Source organism: Rheinheimera hassiensis (genome assembly GCF_022436675.1).
Lineage (GTDB): Bacteria > Pseudomonadota > Gammaproteobacteria > Enterobacterales > Alteromonadaceae > Alishewanella > Alishewanella hassiensis.
This window is the reverse complement of record NZ_JAKUJZ010000003.1, coordinates 109,002-126,850: the sequence shown is the minus strand read 5'-3', so window position 1 is coordinate 126,850 and position 17,849 is coordinate 109,002. Positions and strand designations below refer to the sequence as shown.

General features: G+C 47.9%; 23 protein-coding genes. 21 read left to right on the top strand and 2 right to left on the bottom strand.

All coding sequences use genetic code 11. From position 1 onward, the window contains the following. Positions 1-57 precede the first annotated feature (57 nt). Together MJX74_RS06485 and MJX74_RS06480 are read left to right on the top strand one after the other, a co-directional pair. Positions 58-903: an AAA family ATPase gene (locus MJX74_RS06485; RefSeq protein WP_240221843.1), complete on the top strand. Its 846-nt coding sequence runs from the start codon at positions 58-60 to the stop codon at positions 901-903. Positions 904-1,088: 185 nt separating this feature from the next. Beyond that, the gene (locus MJX74_RS06480) at positions 1,089-2,258 is read left to right on the top strand and encodes a vWA domain-containing protein (RefSeq protein WP_240221841.1); all 1,170 of its coding nucleotides are present in this window, start codon (positions 1,089-1,091) and stop codon (positions 2,256-2,258) included. A 108-nt stretch (positions 2,259-2,366) separates the two neighbouring features. Here MJX74_RS06480 and MJX74_RS06475 read toward each other — a convergent pair whose 3' ends face one another. Further along, a complete protein-coding gene (locus MJX74_RS06475; protein WP_240221839.1) occupies positions 2,367-3,179 on the bottom strand; it encodes an HDOD domain-containing protein in 813 nt (270 codons plus the stop codon). Positions 3,180-3,481: 302 nt separating this feature from the next. On the opposite strand from MJX74_RS06475, the gene MJX74_RS06470 reads away from it, so the two are divergent. From MJX74_RS06470 to MJX74_RS06390, 17 genes are all read left to right on the top strand, one after another. Then, entirely contained in the window at positions 3,482-4,717 is a 1,236-nt protein-coding gene (locus tag MJX74_RS06470; protein ID WP_240221837.1) for an EAL and HDOD domain-containing protein, read from the top strand. Between the two features lie 52 nt (positions 4,718-4,769). Then, entirely contained in the window at positions 4,770-6,434 is a 1,665-nt protein-coding gene (locus MJX74_RS06465) for a sensor domain-containing diguanylate cyclase (protein ID WP_240221835.1), read from the top strand. A gap of 41 nt (positions 6,435-6,475) precedes the next feature. Next, positions 6,476-6,934 carry a GNAT family N-acetyltransferase gene (locus MJX74_RS06460; RefSeq protein WP_240221833.1) on the top strand — a complete coding sequence of 153 codons (459 nt, stop codon included), beginning with the start codon at positions 6,476-6,478 and terminating at the stop codon, positions 6,932-6,934. Between the two features lie 89 nt (positions 6,935-7,023). Then, positions 7,024-7,230, top strand: a complete 207-nt coding sequence (locus MJX74_RS06455; protein ID WP_166840850.1) for a type II toxin-antitoxin system VapB family antitoxin — start codon at positions 7,024-7,026, stop codon at positions 7,228-7,230. Next, a complete protein-coding gene (locus MJX74_RS06450; RefSeq protein WP_240221831.1) occupies positions 7,227-7,604 on the top strand; it encodes a type II toxin-antitoxin system VapC family toxin in 378 nt (125 codons plus the stop codon). The genes MJX74_RS06455 and MJX74_RS06450 overlap by 4 nt, the downstream gene beginning before the upstream one ends. Continuing rightward, positions 7,597-7,938 carry a nuclear transport factor 2 family protein gene (locus tag MJX74_RS06445; protein WP_240221829.1) on the top strand — a complete coding sequence of 114 codons (342 nt, stop codon included), beginning with the start codon at positions 7,597-7,599 and terminating at the stop codon, positions 7,936-7,938. The genes MJX74_RS06450 and MJX74_RS06445 overlap by 8 nt, the downstream gene beginning before the upstream one ends. 98 nt (positions 7,939-8,036) lie before the next feature. Next, on the top strand, positions 8,037-8,435 hold the full coding sequence (locus tag MJX74_RS06440) for a VOC family protein (RefSeq protein ID WP_240221827.1): 399 nt from the start codon (positions 8,037-8,039) through the stop codon (positions 8,433-8,435). 354 nt (positions 8,436-8,789) lie between these two features. Continuing rightward, a complete protein-coding gene (locus tag MJX74_RS06435) occupies positions 8,790-9,830 on the top strand; it encodes a sensor domain-containing diguanylate cyclase (RefSeq protein ID WP_240221824.1) in 1,041 nt (346 codons plus the stop codon). Between the two features lie 85 nt (positions 9,831-9,915). Further along, positions 9,916-10,320 carry a hypothetical protein gene (locus tag MJX74_RS06430; protein WP_240221822.1) on the top strand — a complete coding sequence of 135 codons (405 nt, stop codon included), beginning with the start codon at positions 9,916-9,918 and terminating at the stop codon, positions 10,318-10,320. 148 nt (positions 10,321-10,468) lie between these two features. Beyond that, positions 10,469-11,425, top strand: a complete 957-nt coding sequence (locus tag MJX74_RS06425) for an aldo/keto reductase (RefSeq protein WP_240221820.1) — start codon at positions 10,469-10,471, stop codon at positions 11,423-11,425. Beyond that, on the top strand, positions 11,422-12,159 hold the full coding sequence (locus MJX74_RS06420) for an MFS transporter permease (protein ID WP_240221818.1): 738 nt from the start codon (positions 11,422-11,424) through the stop codon (positions 12,157-12,159). Before MJX74_RS06425 ends, MJX74_RS06420 begins: the two co-directional genes overlap by 4 nt. 123 nt (positions 12,160-12,282) lie before the next feature. Continuing rightward, positions 12,283-12,681: a lysozyme inhibitor LprI family protein gene (locus MJX74_RS06415; RefSeq protein WP_240221816.1), complete on the top strand. Its 399-nt coding sequence runs from the start codon at positions 12,283-12,285 to the stop codon at positions 12,679-12,681. 36 nt (positions 12,682-12,717) lie between these two features. Next, a complete protein-coding gene (locus MJX74_RS06410) occupies positions 12,718-13,116 on the top strand; it encodes a lysozyme inhibitor LprI family protein (protein ID WP_240221814.1) in 399 nt (132 codons plus the stop codon). Positions 13,117-13,224: 108 nt separating this feature from the next. Then, complete coding sequence (locus tag MJX74_RS06405) at positions 13,225-14,154, top strand: CHAP domain-containing protein (protein ID WP_240221812.1); 930 nt, start codon at positions 13,225-13,227, stop codon at positions 14,152-14,154. 38 nt (positions 14,155-14,192) lie between these two features. Continuing rightward, positions 14,193-14,888, top strand: coding sequence for a DUF3592 domain-containing protein (locus MJX74_RS06400; RefSeq protein WP_240221810.1), 696 nt, complete (start codon positions 14,193-14,195; stop codon positions 14,886-14,888). Positions 14,889-14,896: 8 nt separating this feature from the next. After that, the gene (locus MJX74_RS06395; RefSeq protein ID WP_240221808.1) at positions 14,897-15,412 is read left to right on the top strand and encodes a hypothetical protein; all 516 of its coding nucleotides are present in this window, start codon (positions 14,897-14,899) and stop codon (positions 15,410-15,412) included. Between the two features lie 88 nt (positions 15,413-15,500). Then, the gene (locus tag MJX74_RS06390; protein WP_240221806.1) at positions 15,501-16,103 is read left to right on the top strand and encodes a pentapeptide repeat-containing protein; all 603 of its coding nucleotides are present in this window, start codon (positions 15,501-15,503) and stop codon (positions 16,101-16,103) included. Between the two features lie 23 nt (positions 16,104-16,126). Here MJX74_RS06390 and MJX74_RS06385 read toward each other — a convergent pair whose 3' ends face one another. Next, complete coding sequence (locus MJX74_RS06385; protein ID WP_240221804.1) at positions 16,127-16,318, bottom strand: hypothetical protein; 192 nt, start codon at positions 16,316-16,318, stop codon at positions 16,127-16,129. A gap of 165 nt (positions 16,319-16,483) precedes the next feature. Here MJX74_RS06385 and MJX74_RS06380 point away from each other — a divergent pair, with 165 nt between their 5' ends. Then, positions 16,484-17,182, top strand: a complete 699-nt coding sequence (locus MJX74_RS06380) for an alpha/beta hydrolase family protein (RefSeq protein ID WP_275692694.1) — start codon at positions 16,484-16,486, stop codon at positions 17,180-17,182. A 65-nt stretch (positions 17,183-17,247) separates the two neighbouring features. Beyond that, the gene (locus MJX74_RS06375; protein WP_240221802.1) at positions 17,248-17,844 is read left to right on the top strand and encodes a GNAT family N-acetyltransferase; all 597 of its coding nucleotides are present in this window, start codon (positions 17,248-17,250) and stop codon (positions 17,842-17,844) included. Positions 17,845-17,849 lie beyond the last annotated feature (5 nt).

Below are 17,849 nucleotides of genomic sequence, written 5' to 3'. Positions count from 1 at the left end.
CACAAGCCTGCCAGGTTGTAAAAAGAGCAGGTTTGAACACTAAACATAGAGGGTAGAATGGCCTTTGTAAGCACCGACAACTATATAGTGTCTGATGAACTGGCATTAGCAGTAAATGCCGCCGTAACGCTGGAAAAACCGCTGCTGATAAAAGGCGAGCCGGGCACCGGTAAAACGCGGCTGGCAGAAGAACTGTCCCAAAGCCTCGGCACCGAGCTGATCCAGTGGCATATCAAGTCAACCACCAAGGCGCAGCATGGCCTGTACGAATACGATGCGGTGTCCCGCCTGCGCGACAGCCAACTGGGCAGCGACAAAGTGCAGGATATTAATAACTATATCCGCCCCGGCAAACTATGGCAGGCTTTCACCGCGGCTAAACGCCCGGTGCTGCTGATTGATGAAATAGACAAAGCCGATATCGAATTTCCCAATGATTTACTGCACGAACTGGACCGAATGGCGTTTTACGTGCACGAAACCGGCGAGCAAATAAGTGCCGTTCAGCGGCCGATAGTGATCATCACTTCAAATAACGAAAAAGAGCTGCCGGATGCCTTTTTGCGCCGCTGCTTTTTCCACTATATCCGTTTCCCCGATGCTGATACCTTGCACGCTATTGTCGCCGTGCATTTCCCGCATATTCAGCAGCAGCTGTTAAATGTGGCGCTGGAGGCGTTTTTTGAGCTGCGCGAATTACCGGGTTTAAAGAAAAAGCCGTCAACGTCAGAGCTGCTCGACTGGTTAAAGTTGTTGCTGGCCGAAGATATTCCGCCAGAAGTACTCATCGACAAACAGCACAAGGGCGGCTTAATGCCGATGTTTGGTGCCTTGCTGAAAAACGAGCAGGATCTTAGCCTGGTAGAGAAGCTGGCGTTTTTGGCAAAAAGGCAAGGGCGCTAAAGGATGCTTGTGTTAGGAATTTTATTCGCCTCGATCGGCTGCGACAATTATGCCAGCGAAGGATCAGAACCTTGTTCCGGTCGACGCAGAGTGTCTGAGCGAGGGCGCCAGCCCGAGCGAGTTGCTGCGACGAGCCGGGGCAAGTGTTGTGAGCCGCAGCGGGAACAGCACAGCGGAACCAGCACATGCTAATTGACTTCTTTTTTACGCTACGCAAATACGGCTTAAAAACCAGCATTACCGAACTGCTGGACTTGCTTAATGCAGTTAAACAGCAGGTGATTTTCGCTGACACTGAGGCTTTTTACCAGTTAGCCAGGCTGTGTCTGGTAAAAGATGAAACCCAATACGATAAGTTCGACCGTGCCTTTGCTGATTACTTTGAGGGGGTAGCAGAAGTAGACATCGCCGCCAGCATACCGCCGGACTGGCTGGTGCCCGAAGTGCTGCGCAAGCTTACTGACGAAGATAAAGCCAAACTGCTAGCGTTGGGAGGGCTGGATAAACTGCTGCAAACCCTGCGTGAGCGCTTAGCCGAGCAGCAAAAAAAGCATAGCGGTGGCAATAAGTGGATAGGTACCGGCGGCACGTCTCCTTTTGGTGCTTATGGTTACAACCCCGAAGGCGTGCGCATAGGCCAGCAGGGCAGTGGTGCGGGCCGTGCGGTAAAGGTGTGGGATAAACGCGAGTTTAAAGACCTGGACACCGACAGCGAGCTTAACAACCGCAGTATTAAACTGGCACTGAAACAGCTGCGTAAATTTGCCCGCAGCGGCGCGGAAACCGAGCTGGATTTACACGGCACTATTCAGGCTACGTCTGAGCAGGCCGGTTGGCTGGATTTACGCTTTATGCGCGAGCGGCACAACGCCATTAAACTGCTGGTGTTTTTTGATGTGGGTGGCTCAATGGATGACCATATTGAGCAATGCCAGAAACTGTTTGCCGCTGTTAAAACCGAGTTTAAACATCTGGAATTTTTCTACTTTCATAACTGTGTGTATGAAGGCGTGTGGCGCGACAACAAACGCCGTTATACCGAGCAGATAAAAGTAGACGATATTATTCATACCTACGGTAGCGACTACAAACTGATCTTTGTCGGTGATGCCACTATGGGCCCATATGAGATTGACTACCCTGGCGGCAGTGTTGAGCACTACAACGAGCTGCCCGGCAAGGTATGGCTGCAGCGCTTATTAACGCAATATCCCAAAGCGGTGTGGCTAAACCCGCAGCCACTGGCATGGTGGGGGCAGTATTATTCTATTGGCATGATAGAGCAGTTGCTACAAAAGCGTATGTTTGCTCTTACGCTGCAGGGTTTGAACAGTGCAATCAAGGCGTTATTGTAGCGTGGGCTAGCAGAACCTGATGCAAAGCATAAAAAACTGCCCCGCTAAACATGCCTGGATAAACGGTGCCGGCATGTGTGAGGCAGTTTTTACTGTTGCTAATCAGTTCTAGTGAAGAAACTCTTCAATGCCTTCATCCAGGGCAGGTGTTTTTTCCAGCCGGGCAAACAGTTCAGATAAAGTCAGGTGTAACGAGTGCACTAATTTTGCCGGGAAGCCATCAAAATTACTTTGGGCAATACTACGTTCATTGTCCAGCATATATTGGGCAATATGGATGCATACGGCGTAAGCCGACAGTTCAGGTGCTGCAGCCGGGTTTTCCTGGTAGCGGATAGCGCTGACAATGTCCTGCGGAAAATGCCAGTAATCAGCCAGTTCGGCACCGGCCTGGGTGTAATCAAATCCCAGCAGTTGCTGCTCAAGGCGAGACCGGCTTTCTCCGGTGTTAACCCGTTTATCGATAGCAATAGCTTCTTCTGGCTTTACCAGATGGATAAGATACTCGCCGATCGCATGCAACAAGCCGCAAGTGTAGGCAATCTCGGCATCTACCTTAAACGACTTTGCCAACCATTTGCAGCGGTTAGCGACTTTAAACGATTTTAACCAGAAAGCTTCCAGATTAAATGCTTCCGGGCCTTTTAATGCTGATGAAAAACCGACTGACAACACCAGAGTGCGTAACGAGTTAAAACCCAAAATCAGTACGGCATCTTTCACTGAACCTACCTTGCGGTGACCACCATAACGTACCGAGTTAGCCATACGCAGCACTTTAGCGGTTAACGCCTGATCGTTGCTTAAGATAGTCGCAATATGGCCACTGGTAATATCGGGGTTATTAAAGCTGGCGATTAGCTCTTGTACTACTTTGGGAATGCTGGGTAAATTTGTTGCTTTTTCAATCAGTAGCTTCATAGTCGTGCTCTTGTATAATCAGGGTGGTAATAATTTATCGGGCTATGGCATAACCATAGCTCAGGTATCGAGCTCTGTTATTATTTTAAATTTAAAAGTTAACTGTGACTGGCTGACGATTTTTGCGAGTTTTCCCAACATTTTAAAAGTGTTTTACAGAGTTATACGATAACTCTGTAACAAAGTGAAGCCAATAGCTGGTTAAAGGTAAATTTTGATTAACTCGTGCAGCTAGACAGCCTGTACTACTGGCTTTATATTGGCCTTTACCAACTGTAACTGTTTAGCTGTAAGGACAGTACGTGAGCAGACACAATCAAAATATTAGTTGTAGCAAAGATTTACAAAGCCTGTTTGCCGCCCAGCCTATTTTTAATTGCAATAAACAACGCTACGCAGTAGAGCTGCTGTATCGCAGCGACACCGGTGTTACCGCGCTTCAATTGGGTGATGTTAAAGCCACCACTGAACTGCTGTACAACCTGTGCAGCGGCATCACCGAGCAAATTGAGCAATACCGTGCGCCGGTATTTATTAATGTGTGCGCCCAGTTTTTACTGTCACGCAGCTTTTTGCCGCTTGATCCTTCGCAGGTGGTCATAGAGCTGATTGAACGCATTGAGCCCACTGCCGAATTTATTGCCGCTGTTGTCAGTTTTAAGCAGCAGGGCTTTCGTTTTGCTCTGGACGATTTTGAGTTCAGCGATGCCTGGCAGCCATTGCTGGAGCTGGCCGATATTATCAAAATAGATGTGCTAAACAGCAGCCTGGCTGAAGTAGAGCGTTATAAAGCGCAGTACAGCAGGCCGGGGCTGGTTTGGCTGGCTGAAAAGGTAGAAACCGAACAACAGTTTATTGCCTTTAAAGCACTGGGCTGCGAGTTATTTCAGGGCTATTTTTTAGCTAAACCCTTACTGATCGCTGGTAAAAAAATTGAACCCAGCGTACTGCGACTGGCAGAAATTATCGGCTGCCTGTTTGCCGACGAGCCAGACATTAACCAACTGGTTTTATTGCTGCAGGACGAACCGGCCATAGTGATGGGCATGCTGAAAATTGTGAACAGCCCGCTGTACCGTAAAACGCGCGAAGTGAGCTCGGTAAAAGAAATGATTACCCGGCTTGGGCTGGAGCTGGCCCGCAAATGGGTGCTAATGTATGCCGTACTTAACAATACCGCACCAACTGCAGCGATAACGGTACTAACCCGCGCGTACACCGCACAGCGTATTGCCAAACTGTGGCAACTTAGCAACGAGCAGTGCCATCAGTATTTTCTCGCCGCGTTAATTTCGGGCTCGGACATGTTGTTTGGCATAGAGTCTGACCGCTTTTTACAGCATTTAAATATTAACCCTGACATCAAGCAGGCCATCAGCTGTAACAGCGGCCGGATGGCAGAGGCATTAGCCATAGTGTGCAATATCGAGCGCGGCTATGCATTAAAATTAGCCGCCAGTGCTGCCGAACTGCCTTATATCAGCAGCTATAATCAAGAGCTGGCCGACGTACAAAAACGGCTGGCGCCGGTGTTGTAATGGGCTTTCTGGTAACAAAAAACTTTCGGCCAGAGCACACAGTGAATGGTTAATGAAACAATTTAATAGTTTCCACGCAAGACTGGTTCTGTTATTCGGCAGCCTGTTTTTAGCGGTAAGTATCGGTTTAACGGCTTATTTAGATCGCCTTGCCTCAGTTACTTTGGCTAAAGCCGCTGGTGATGCGCTGTATAGCACCGGTAATTCGGCCGCTATGTTGATCAGCAGAACGCTGGCTGAGCGTGAGCGCGAAATACGGCTGCTAAGTAAAAGCCATTTACTTAAATCCGGTGATTTACAGGGCGCTGAAGTACAGCAATTGCTGGACAATATCCGCCAGTCGTATCCGTTTTACGCCTGGATTGGGTTGGCCGCACCAGATGGCACTGTGCTACAGGCCACAGACGGCTTGCTGTTGAACCAGAATGTGGCGCAGCGCCCCTGGTTTAGTGGCGGTTTACAGCGCAGTTTTGTTGGTGATGTGCACGAAGCGGTATTGCTGGCCAGGCTGCTGCCGTTGCAAAGCAGCAACGAGCCACTGCGTTTTGTCGACTTTGCCGCACCGGTGCATGGCACAGATAATAGCATCCGTGGTGTGGTGGCTACCCATGTACACTGGAGCTGGGTGCATGATGTGCTCAGTTCTGTGCTTACCGCTGATGCCGCCAATAGCGGAGTAGAGCTGCTAATTCTTGGCAGTGCCGGGCACTGGTTACATCCGTACGAATATATAGGCCAGTTGGCGGTACCGGCTGATCTGCCACCGGCGGGGCAAGTGGCATTGATAGATTGGGCAGATAAACAATACCTTACCAGCCGTATTCGTATTAGCACCCGGTTTGGCGATGATCTGGGCTGGCAGCTTATTTTGCGTCAACCAGCAGCGCTGGCGCTGGCACCGGTAGCCAAGCTTAACCGCCAGCTTTTGTGGTATGGCGCCATTACTTTAGTGCTGGCAATGGTGCTGGCATACCGGCTTGCCAGCCACTTTAGCCGTCCCGTTGAGCAACTGGCCAGTCTGGCGGCTAAAGTGGCGCAGGGAAGCGAAAATGTGGTGTTTAACGTTAGCAGCAAGCTGACAGAAATACGTTATCTCAGCAGCGCCCTTAGCAGCATGATGGTTAAAATGGCAGCCAAGCGCCAGGCATTGTTGCAGGCCAATATTACATTGGAGCAGCAGGTAGCAACACGCACAGCAGATTTAGAGCGCGCTAATGCCAGGTTGCAGGAGCTAAGCCGTAAAGATGCTTTGACCGGTATTTGCAACAGACGAGCTGCTGATGAGCGGCTGCAGGCAGAATTTGTCACAGCAAAACGCCGCAGCCTTCGTTATGCTGTACTGCTGATAGACATTGATCACTTTAAACACATTAATGACCAGTTTGGCCATGAAACCGGCGATCAGGTTATTCAGCAAGTTGCTAAATTACTGCAGCAGGCTATCCGCGAAAGCGATTTTGTTGCCCGTTATGGTGGCGAGGAGTTTATTGTTATCCTGCCTGCCACAGAGCAATCTGGTGCCGTTACCATGGCAAATAAACTCTGCCGCCAGATAGCACAGCAGCAATTTAACACTGTCGGTCAGGTTACTATCAGTATTGGTGTCGCATCTTCAGCCACAGACGATACCGATGCCGACGCTGCTGTACGTAAGGCAGATGTTGCAATGTATGAAGCCAAGCGCGCTGGCCGTAACCGGGTAATGCCGCAAGAGTAAAACCAAAAACAGATTATTTTTCTGACTAAAGTAAAAACATCATGAAGATCATTGCCGATAAGCTGGAATCTGCTGCTGTAATCGCGTTACTTGAAGGCCATTTGGCCGATATGTATGCCACCTCGCCACCGGAGAGCGTGCATGCACTGGATATCAGTAAGTTAAAAGCGGCAGATATCCGCTTCTGGACTGCCTGGCAAAATGATACCTTGCTCGGCTGTGTGGCGTTAAAACAACACAGTGCTGATATGGGCGAGATTAAATCGATGCGCACCGCGCCCGAAGCGCGGGGTAAGGGAGTAGGGCGCGCCTTGTTACAGTTTTTACTGGCCGAAGTACGGCAAAGCGGTATGAGTAAGCTGTATCTGGAAACCGGCTCAATGGACTTCTTCCTGCCAGCCCGCACCTTGTACCAAAGCGCTGGCTTTCACTACTGCGGCCCTTTTGCTGATTACACCGACGATCCCAATAGTTTGTTTATGTGCAAAATACTGGAATAAGTAATTTCACGCGGTTAATTAGCGCAGCATAATTGGTGAAGATGCCAATTTTGATGCATACTTGTGCTTTATCTGATGTTGAGGTTGATATGCGTACCACAGTAACGATTGATGACGAGTTATATCAGCAGGCGTTGGCGTTAGCTGAGCCGGATATGGATAAAGCTGAGTTGTTTCGTGAGGCGATTAAAACCTATATTCGGGTGCAAGCAGCCCGTCGACTGGCAGCACTGGGCGGTACCGCACCTGATATGCAACAACCTAAACGGCGGCGTGCTGAGCCTGCCGGGGCATGAGCGTATTAGTTGATACCTCTGTCTGGGTTAGTCATTTTCGGCATCACAATGCGGCGCTGACAAAGTTGCTGCAGGCGGATCAAATTTTAACTCATCCACTTATCGTACTAGAGCTGGCCTGTGGTACACCACCGGCTCCTCGCCAGCGCACATTAGCAGCGTTGCGGTTGTTACGTCAGGCTCAGCAGCCGTCTTTACAGGAAGTTGCTGATTTTATTGAACGTGAGAAACTCTTCAATCAGGGTTGCGGTTCGGTCGATATAATATTGCTTTGTGCCACCTTATTAACTCCGGGTACAACACTTTGGACACAAGACAAAAGCCTGCAGCATTTAGCCAAGCGTTTTGGCATAGAGTTTAAACAACATGACTAATAATACAGCCCCGGTACAACGTCAGTTGGATGCTTATAACGCTAAAGATCTCGCTGCTTTTATCAGCTGTTACCACAGCGATATTGCTATTTACCGTATGCCGGCAACAGAACCTGCTTTAACAGGCCACGACGCACTGGAAGCGTTTTACAAAACCGAGCGCTTTACCATAGCCGCAATGCGAGCCGAAGTGCTGCAGCGAATGGTGGTGGGTAATAAGGTTATCGACCACGAAAGGGTATACGGTTTAACCGAACAGCCGTATGAAGTAATGGTGGTGTATGAAGTACAAGATGGCTTAATAGTCAACGCCTGGTTTTATCCGGTTGAATGATTGTCTGCACACCGTACTTGCTTTTATGTGGTGCTACGAGCATATTCGCACAAAATCAATCCCGGCTTGGCGGCCGGCTACCTGAGCGCTAAACCATTATGCTTCATCACATCTCTTTTGGCGTTCGTAACTTGGAGTTATCCGGCGCTTTCTACGACGCTGCCCTGGGCGCACTTGGTTTTCGCCGGGTGTTTGATGGCGACGAATCAATAGGTTATGGTTTGATTGATAACCAAGATATGTTCCTGCTAAATCTTGAGACGGATCCGTTGCCACCCGGTGAGGGATTTCACTTGGCCTTTTCTGCACCATCAAGAACGGCAGTAGACGTTTTTCACGCAACAGCACTTATTGTTGGCGGTCATGATAATGGGCAACCAGGACTGCGGCTGGAATACGGGCCAAACTATTACGCAGCATATCTGATAGATCCTGATGGCCACAGAATTGAGGCAGTTATTAACATACCAACACTAGCTTTTTGTTCATTTCGATAGGCGTAAAGCAACCCAGGCAATTTAGGGCGAATACTGAGGGTATTGCACTAGGTGGTTGTGCAGTCAGTAGCGATTTTACTACTGGAGTGACATTTCCGAGTTTAACTTATGCCCCAAAAGCAAACTACTCAAGTTTCGGGTTGATAGCCGGCAACTAAGCGAAACCATTAAGCTGAAGAAATTCAGCATCAGCCAGCAGCAACTGGCTATTGCCAATTTAAAAGGAAACTAGAGGAACAGCTGGTTTGTTCCAATTGCGGCACCTCGCAGGTAGATCAGCCAACCACTTAAAATGTTAAACTTCTACGTTGTGCTACTATCATAACAATGCAAATGACTGCAACCGGAACATTTATGCATGTCGATGTCTTTAGAGAGCAGGCAAATGAACTCGATGAATTACGAAAACAAGTTCAGGAATTAGATAGATTGGAAAAACGCCTCGGTGAACTAGAGAGTTTGTGTGGCAAATATAAAGTTCTTTCAGAAGAACTTGTTTCCGAAATTAGCAACCATAAGAAATTACTCGCAGAGTGGGATTGGTTTTTTCAAAATTCTAGCGAAATGCTTTGTGTTGCGAGTAGAGAAGGTTTTTTTAAACGGGTCAACCCTGCTTTTGCTAAAGCCTTAGGCTACTCAGAGGAAGAATTATCATCGCGACCTATTTTTGATTTCATTCACCCTGAAGATCAACAAAAAACAATAGATCTACACCAAAAGTTGGCTCAGGGACATGAAAATGCAGTTTACTTTAGAAATCGATATCTTCATGCAGACGGGTCTTGGCACTACATTGAGTGGGTTTGTCCGTCTGTAAGCTCAGGAATCGTTAATCTGTATGCAATTGCAAGAGACATTACAGAGAGACTTCGCCAAGAAGACGAAGTGCTCTACAGAGCTATGCATGATTCTTTGACAGGCCTCTACAATCGGGCGGCATTTAACGAGATGTTAGATAGAGCAATGGCCCGAGCAAATAGGCACAGTGGTAGTGTCTTAGCACTTTATTTGGTTGATTTAAATGGGTTTAAAAAAATAAATGATAACTATGGACACTCAATTGGAGACGAAGTTTTAGTTCAGGTAGCCCAGCGTTTTAGAGCTATTAGTCGAGATAGTGAGAATGTATTTCGCATGGGAGGCGACGAGTTTGCATTTCTACTAGAAGACTTTTCTCCCGTTAAAGTCGAACCACTTGCACAGCGGATTGTAGCCGCAACAGAAAAACCACTTGTTGTAGGCGACACTGCACTTAATATTAAAGTAGGTTGTAGCGTAGGGGTTTCTTTTTTCCCAAATAATGCAACAGAGGCAAAAAAATTAATCGACCAAGCTGATTCTGCCATGTACAAAATAAAGCGAACATCAAAAAGCGGGTTCGAGATTTTTTGTTGAATAAAAGGAGCAAGTCTGTTTTTTGCGCCTCGGGTTTACACGTCAGACAAGACATTTTCCAATATCTGTTAACGAGAGCCGAGCGATGGACGAGAAAAGTGCAGTTGTTGCAGAAATAGAACGTGAAGTAAAAGCCCGCTATCGCTACTCCAAATTTGACTTTGTACTTAATCATCTGCTGTTATTGCTGGTGGTTGTGGCAAGCAGTTACCCGGCTTTTGCGCAGATATTTGGTGATAACCAACCCAAGCTCACAGCCGCTATTGCAGCTATTCCGGCTTTTGTTTTACTGTTCCAGCGTACATTTAAATGGGAACAGCGTGGTGAATGGCATTGGGACTACCGGCGCAGGCTGATAGCAATACTGCGTGAAGTGCGCGATCAAGGGTTATCAGATAGCGATGCCAGTAAAAAACTGAATTTACTGGAGGAAGAGCTGGCCGGTAGTTTTCCTGGTGTTAATTATCCCGCCAGCAAAGAAAAGCAATAGTTTAACTTTTTTTCCTGAGCGTTTTCCGATAGCCGCTGGTTTGGCATCTGTTGGCATCTGTTGGCACCGTTTGGCTGGGCTGGTATGCTTTATTTTGCTGCCTGGCGCCATACCGTGCCGGGCCATGATGATCTGAAGGGGCGCTACCATGCACCATCGTGTACATCGCTCAACCCGCAGACAAAGCCTTAAATTACTTGCTGCCGCTATGGCTGCCAGCTTGTTACCGGCATTCCCCGGTTTTGCCGCTGGCGGCGGGCGCTGGCAAAAAACCATTCCCAATAGTAATAAAACTCTGCCGGTAATTGGTATGGGGACATGGCGTACCTTTAATGTTGGTAACGATGCCAAGCTGCTTGCTGCCCGCACTGAACTGGTAAAAACCTTCTTTGAACTGGGTGGTGGCTTGATTGACTCATCCCCTATGTATGGCTCGGCACCCGATGTAATGGGCTATGCCTTATCGCGGGTTGGTATTGATCAGCCGGGTTTAGCCGATAACCTGTTTGCTGCTGAAAAAGTCTGGAGCCCGGCCGGGGGCTCGGCGCGCGAGCAGGTTGCCAATTTGCAAAAGCGCTGGAATATCCCGCAATTTAATTTACTGCAGGTACATAACCTGAGTGACTGGCGCGAACATCTGGCGGTGCTGCAAGCGCTAAAAGCTGCAGGCAAGGTTGGCTATATCGGTATTACTACCTCACATGGCCGCCGGCACGATGAGGTGGAGCAGATTATGGGCTCTGAAGATATCGACTTTGTGCAACTGACTTATAATATTACTGAGCGCGAGGCAGAAAACCGGCTACTGCCATTGGCAGCAGAGAAGGGCATAGCAGTAATTGCCAACCGACCTTACAACGGCGGTAGTCTGATTAAAAACCTGAAGCGGCGCGCCGAGCCTTTGCCAGGCTGGGCAGCAGAGTTTGGTTGCACCAGCTGGGCAGGGTTTTTGCTGAAGTTTATTGTTAGCCACCCGGCTATTAGCTGCGCTATTCCGGCGACTACCCAAATTAAGCATTTACAGGAAAATATGCGCGCCGGCCTTAACCCCATGCCATCTGCGGCTGACCGTAAGCAAATGGCGCGCTTTATAGAAGCCTTATGAATAGCTTTGCCAGCTATCAGCTGCAGGATTTTATTCCCTTTAGCGCCGATGTTTATTTTCGCCTGCTTGAGCGTATAAGCGAAACCTGGTGGCCATTGCATTTAATTAGCCTGGCACTGGGCGCCGCAGCACTTGTGTTGGCGCTGTTTGTACGGAAATATGAGCAGCGTGGCAGGCTGGCTTGTCTGCTAATCGCGCCGGTTTGGGCCTTTGTGGCGCTGGTGTTTTTTATCCAGCACTATGCTCAGCTTAACTGGGCGGGTAACTATGTTGGCTATGCTTTTTTGGCTCAGGCCATACTGCTGTTATGGCTGGCGTTAACCGGTTTTGGCTTAAGTAAGGCATCGGCCGCTAATATACGCCCCGTCGCTGGCGGCCGCATGGTTGTTATTGGCGTGGCAATCGGTATTGCCATTGCTGTTACCGGCCTGATTGCCCAGCCTGTTATTGCACCGCTCCTTGTTGCAACAGATAGCGGCAGCAGTTGGTGGCAGGCGCAGGTGTTTGGTATTCATGCTGATCCCACAGCAATAACGACACTTGGCCTGCTGCTTATTTTGCTGCGGGGTTGGCGCTTGTGGCTTGTCACTTTTATTCCGATGCTCTGGCTGTTGCTGTCGGGCCTGACGTTATGGGTGCTCGAAGCTGCAGAAGCTACTCTGCTATTCCTGGTCCTGGCCGCTGCTCTGGCCGGCTGCGGGCTTTTATCCGGTCGCGCAACGAAAGTTACATAAGTTTGTTTAACATAAAATACTTGATTTACATTCCTCTGACAGAATAAACTCTTGCTCGCGCAAAAGGGGGCCAAACCATAGCCCGCCTGTTTTATGCTGTATATTAAGTGCTTAGGGTTAGTGATGACTTTACGTCTGCTGTTTACTTTACTACTGCTGTGCTGTGTTAATTCCTATGCAGAAATATCATCTGAAATAGATTGCACTGCAGCCTACTCTGCGCTGCAGGTGGAGCACTGTGCACTTATTGCGCGGGATAAAACGGAAGCGCAGCTAAACGAAAGTTACCACAAGCTGGTAGAGCAACTGACGCAGCCTGACACAGCGCAGGACAACTACACACAGTACAGAAAAAAGCTGCTAACAGCGCAGCGGGCCTGGATAAAATTCAGAGATGCCGATTGTGACACTGTGCACGCTATGCATAGCTCCGCCATTATTGGCAAAACGATGTATTTTACTTGCCAACAACAGCGGGCAGAACAAAGAATTAAAGAACTGAATAACTATGTGCCGTATTAACCCGGGCCGGCTATTAAGCGAAAGAACAGAAGAATTATGTCTGGAAAAATAGCGATAGCAGCCAGTGCAATGTTTATCTTTACCACCATAGCAGTAGCGACGCCTGCAACAGCTACACCGTGCAATAACGCGGCTACCGAAGCACAGATGTACGACTGTTTAACCGCTGAACTGAAAAAATCAGATACCGAGCTAAATACCGCTTACAAAAAGTTGATAGACCGATACAAAGCTGACGGGCAGAGCGCTGAATCACAATACAACTACCTTAAACAGGCGCAAAGAGCCTGGCTTAAGTCGCGTGATACCGGCTGTAACTTTGAGACGTTTGACTCCAGATTAGGCAGTGGCTTTGGCACCATTTACACCGCATGTTTACTGCAGTACACGCAAAAAAGAGTGGAGTACCTGCAGTGGTATATCAAACACCCGTGATAAGCCGTTAGCAAAGGTTAAAACTGTTAACTGCGGATTGGGCTACTTGCAAATGACAAAGCAGGGCAAAGGATAAAGCAGGTTGCTTAATCAAAAGATGAGATGTGTATGCATAAAACCATAAAAATAGCCGGCAGCTTGCTGGTGGTTGCCGCGGCAGCGTTTGGCGCCTATCAGCTTATTACCCGAGTGCCGCTGGGCAGTAGTGTTTCGCCGGGTACGCAGATTGATGATTTAAACGGCGTGGCTATTTACTATAACGGTGGGGTAAATCAGTCGCATGGCAGAAACTTATCCACGGGTGGCTACAACCTAGGCATCAGGTACCAGTGTATCGAGTTTGTAAAACGCTATTACTATGAAAGGTTTGGCCATCAGATGCCAGATTCTTACGGGCACGCCAAAACATTTTTTGACCAAACCCTGCCTGATGGCGCCTTAAATGAACAACGCGCTTTACTGCAATACCATAACGGCGGTACCACCATGCCGGCGCCGGACGATATTATTGTTTATGGCCCGTCGTTATTTAACCCCTATGGCCATGTAGCTATTGTGGCGCAGGTGAACCCGTATGCTGTTGTGGTCGCGCAGCAAAATGCGGGGCCGGTGTATTCTTCCCGTGAGGCGATACCGCTTACCCAGCAAGATAGCGGCTACCGGTTGGGTAATAGCCGCGTGCTGGGTTGGTTGCGCCTGCCGCCTCAACTTAACCGTGAACTGAAACTTACTGCAAAAACCGGCAGCTTTAAGCCAGATGCCAACTTTGTTTACCGTGATATGGTCGGCGGCCCTTATTTTGATGAGTGGTATCTTGAAGGCGATCTGGTTGGCAGAACAAAGCTTAAATTACAGCGCGAAGGGAAATCCGGCAGCTTAGCCGTGCCCGTCGCAATAGCTTGTGAATCGCGTACGTTAACCGTTACCGGTGACGGGCTGCTGTTTGACCATATAGCGATATCAGCAGCAGAAGCACAAAACTATCTTACGGCGGATATTTCTGCTGCCGTTATTGATAACGCCTGTGTAAAAGATTAACCGCGGGTAATAATACAAAGTACATACTGGGATCAAACATGAAAGTCATTGCAATCGTTAAATATTTATTCACTTTAGTTGGCTTCGCTATGCTGGCGGGGGCGTTTTTTGTTTACAACAGTACCAGCTCATTTTTAAAAGAGGCTGCAACGGCAGAAGGAGTTGTGGTGGAGCTGTTGGTATCGCGCACGAATGATTCTATTAGTTACCGGCCTTTAGTTGAGTTTACTGCTCAGAACGGCCAGATCATTGAGTTTGCCCCATCTGCCGGTAGTAATCCGGCACGTTATGCCGAAGGCGAGCAGGTAGAAGTGCTTTATCAGGCCGCGCGGCCATCAGATGCAAAAATTAATGACTTCTTTTCGCTGTGGGGCGTTGCGCTTATTTTAGCAGGTATGGGCGCGGCATTTTTTCTGGTAGGCGCCGGCATTATTGTGTTTATCGCGTTAAAAGGCCGGCAGGATGAAATGCTAAAAAACAGTGGCGTGGCAATAGAAACCCAGTACCAGAGCGTTGAGCAGAATACGGCGTTGTCTGTAAATGGCAAACACCCGTTTCGGGTGTTAACGCAATGGCAAAACCCGGCCACGTCTGATATTCATATCTTTAAAAGTAATAATCTGTGGTTTGACCCATCTGCTTATATCAAGCAGGACACAATCAGAGTATTTATCGCTCAGGGCAACCCGGCAAAATACTACGTCGATTTATCGTTTCTGCCCAAGCTGAAATAGCAGGCAATATGCGGCGGCTTATTTGTCTGCTGGTGTCACTGATAAGCCCTACACTGTCGGCTTATGAACCCGCATCCCTGTGCCGCGCCGATGAGCAAGTTATTTTCGCTTGTGAAATAAAACACAAGCTGTTGTCTGTATGCGCATCTGCGGATGTCAACAGCACCAGCGGCTATGTGCAATACCGTTTTGGGCAGCCCGGCAAGATTGAACTGACTTACCCTGCAATAAAAGTAGCGCCACAGGGCAAGTTTTTTCTGTCTAGCGCCGGATTCTCTGGCGGTGGGGCAAATATTATTCGCTTTAACAATTCCGGTTACGAATACCTGGTTTTTGACAGCATGCGAAGAACCAATTTCACACCGGGCGAGCCGCACGATGCCGAGTTTCATGCCGGTATTGTTACCCGTCGTCACGGCAAAATAACCTCAACCCGGTTATGCGACAATAATAATGCCAGTATCCGCGCGATCGCATTTGAGGTATTAGAAACAGAAGAGTTTGATTACAACGTGATCCCCTGAACGATGCGGTGCCAGATATACCGGAAAAGCAGGGTTGGTGTAATACTGACAAATAACCAAAATATTTATATTCGGGCGTTGAGCTAACATGCAAACAGTACTTAACAACGAGAAAGAACAGCTTTCAAAAGTATTCAGCAAGTTATCTGCGATAAACCAGGAAATTTGCAATATTGAATTTGAAGATTGTCACTTTCAGGATTGCAACTTTACCGACACTACGTTCAAACAATGTCGCTTTATTGAATGCACCTTCAGCCGCTGTAATTTAAGCGTGATAAAGGTTGCTCAAAGCCAGTTTACTGATGTTGTGTTTGAAGAGTGCAAATTGGTTGGTGTTGATTGGACGCGGGCCGCATGGCCGCGGTTAGTTTTTTCAGTGTCACTCAAGTTCAATAAATGCATTATTAATGATTCATCTTTTTTTGGCCTTAGCCTGGACGAAATAGTTATTGAAGAATGCAAAGCTCATGATGTTGATTTCAGGGATGGCAGGTTCTGCCGGGCGGTTTTCACCTATACCGATTTCAGCAATAGTTTATTTGGCAAAACGGATCTGTCTGGTGCCGATTTCTCTGAAGCCACTAATTACGATATTGATATCTTTAACAACAAAATAAGCAAAGCAAAATTCAGCCGCGATGAAGCTGTCAGGCTGCTAAACAGTGTAGATATTGAGTTGGTTTATTAGCAGAATACTTAAAAGGTTTGTTGTCAGGCATAGGCCACCCAGCCTCTGAATCCTAATCCAATATAAAAGGTACTGATGTTTGAAAAACCGGCCTTTCGTATCAGCGCTTCATCTTGTGCTGGCGAGAGAATCGGCAATTGCTTGCCAATGGCAACTGCTGAAGCTTTTGCCTGTTCAGCACAAATAAAGCCGTGATGTAGTTGCACACGAGACATCAGTGATCCCAAACTAGTTCTTGCCATATACAGCCAAAACAACTGGTGCAACAATGGGTAGCGGAGATTGTAATATGCGTTGTTGCACAACGACCAAAAAGTAGCCGATGCCAATCCGCAAGGGGGTTCGTTGGCATGGTGCATTACGTTAAAAGGCAATAAAAATTGAAGTTAGTGCTATTACCCGGAATGGATGGAACCGGAATGCTGTTTGGCGCGCTGCTGGCAAATATTCAGGGCATAGAGGTAATGGTTCTACCGTTACCAGATGAAGGTGCACAAGATTACAAGTCTCTGTCAGAGTACATATTAAAGCGCCTTCCGGATGAGGATTTTATTCTCATTGCCGAGTCATTCTCAGGCGGCATTGCCGCACAGCTATCACAGCAGCTGGTACCGCATTTAACAGGCATAATTTTTGTTGCTTCGTTCTTATCGGCGCCAAAAAAGTTGATGGCGCACTTTGCCTCGTGGTTACCAATACGCCATTTAGCCCATCTGCCGTTTTCCGGCATCGTCTACAGGCTTTTTTTTCTGGGGAAAGACGCTGGCAATAAAGAAGTTGAGTTGTTCAGACGCGCTATAGATGCCGCTCCGGTTCGCGCTCTTAAATTAAGGCTTAAAGTCATAGCACAGGCAAAATATGACGGCTTTAAGTCGGCCGTTCCGGCGGTATATATTGGCGCTGAACACGATATGCTGGTACATCGGCGGAAAAGGCTGGAGTTTGTACAAGCATACAGCGACATTACCTTTGCAGAGCTTGACGGCCCTCACTTTATTCTTCAGGCTAAACCCAAAGAAGGGGCGACAGCCGTTGTAAAGGCTGTGCGCCTTTTAACCGGTAAAGTAACAAAAAACTGATAACACCGCAGTTTTGAGCGTTAAGGGCCACTGCGGTAAGAACAGTGGCAAAAATGGAGCAATGAATGTCAGAAGTGTTGTTTTTCCCGGTTATTGAAACTGAGCGGTTAACATTGAAACCTTTAGTATCCGCTGATTCGGCCAGCTTACTGCAAATATTTTCTGATCCTGAGGTAATGAAGTACTGGAATACACCACCCTGGTCTGACATTCAGGATGCTTATCGTTTCGTAGATAACAGCAACGATGCGATGCAGCGTCAAGAATCACTGGTGCTTGGCGTATATCTTAAGTCTACCGCTGAGTTGGTTGGCAAATGTATGTTGTTTAGTTATGACAAAGAATCGAAACGGGCTGAAATCGGTTTTGGTTTAAGCCGGGCTTGTTGGGGGAAGGGCTATATTACTGAGGCTGGTGAAGCACTAATTCAATATGGCTTCAATTCTCTGGGCCTTCGCCGGATTGAGGCTGAAATCGACCCGGATAACCAGTCCTCAGCAAAAGCACTAGAAAAGCTTGGGTTCTATCAAGAGGGCTTACTGAGGCAGCGCTGGGAAATCAATGGTATTGTTTCTGATTCCGCACTATATGGAAGATTGGCCAGTGATCCTTCACCACAGCACACCAAAGCCATGCACACCTCAAACGCCTGTGCAGTGTAAGCAGG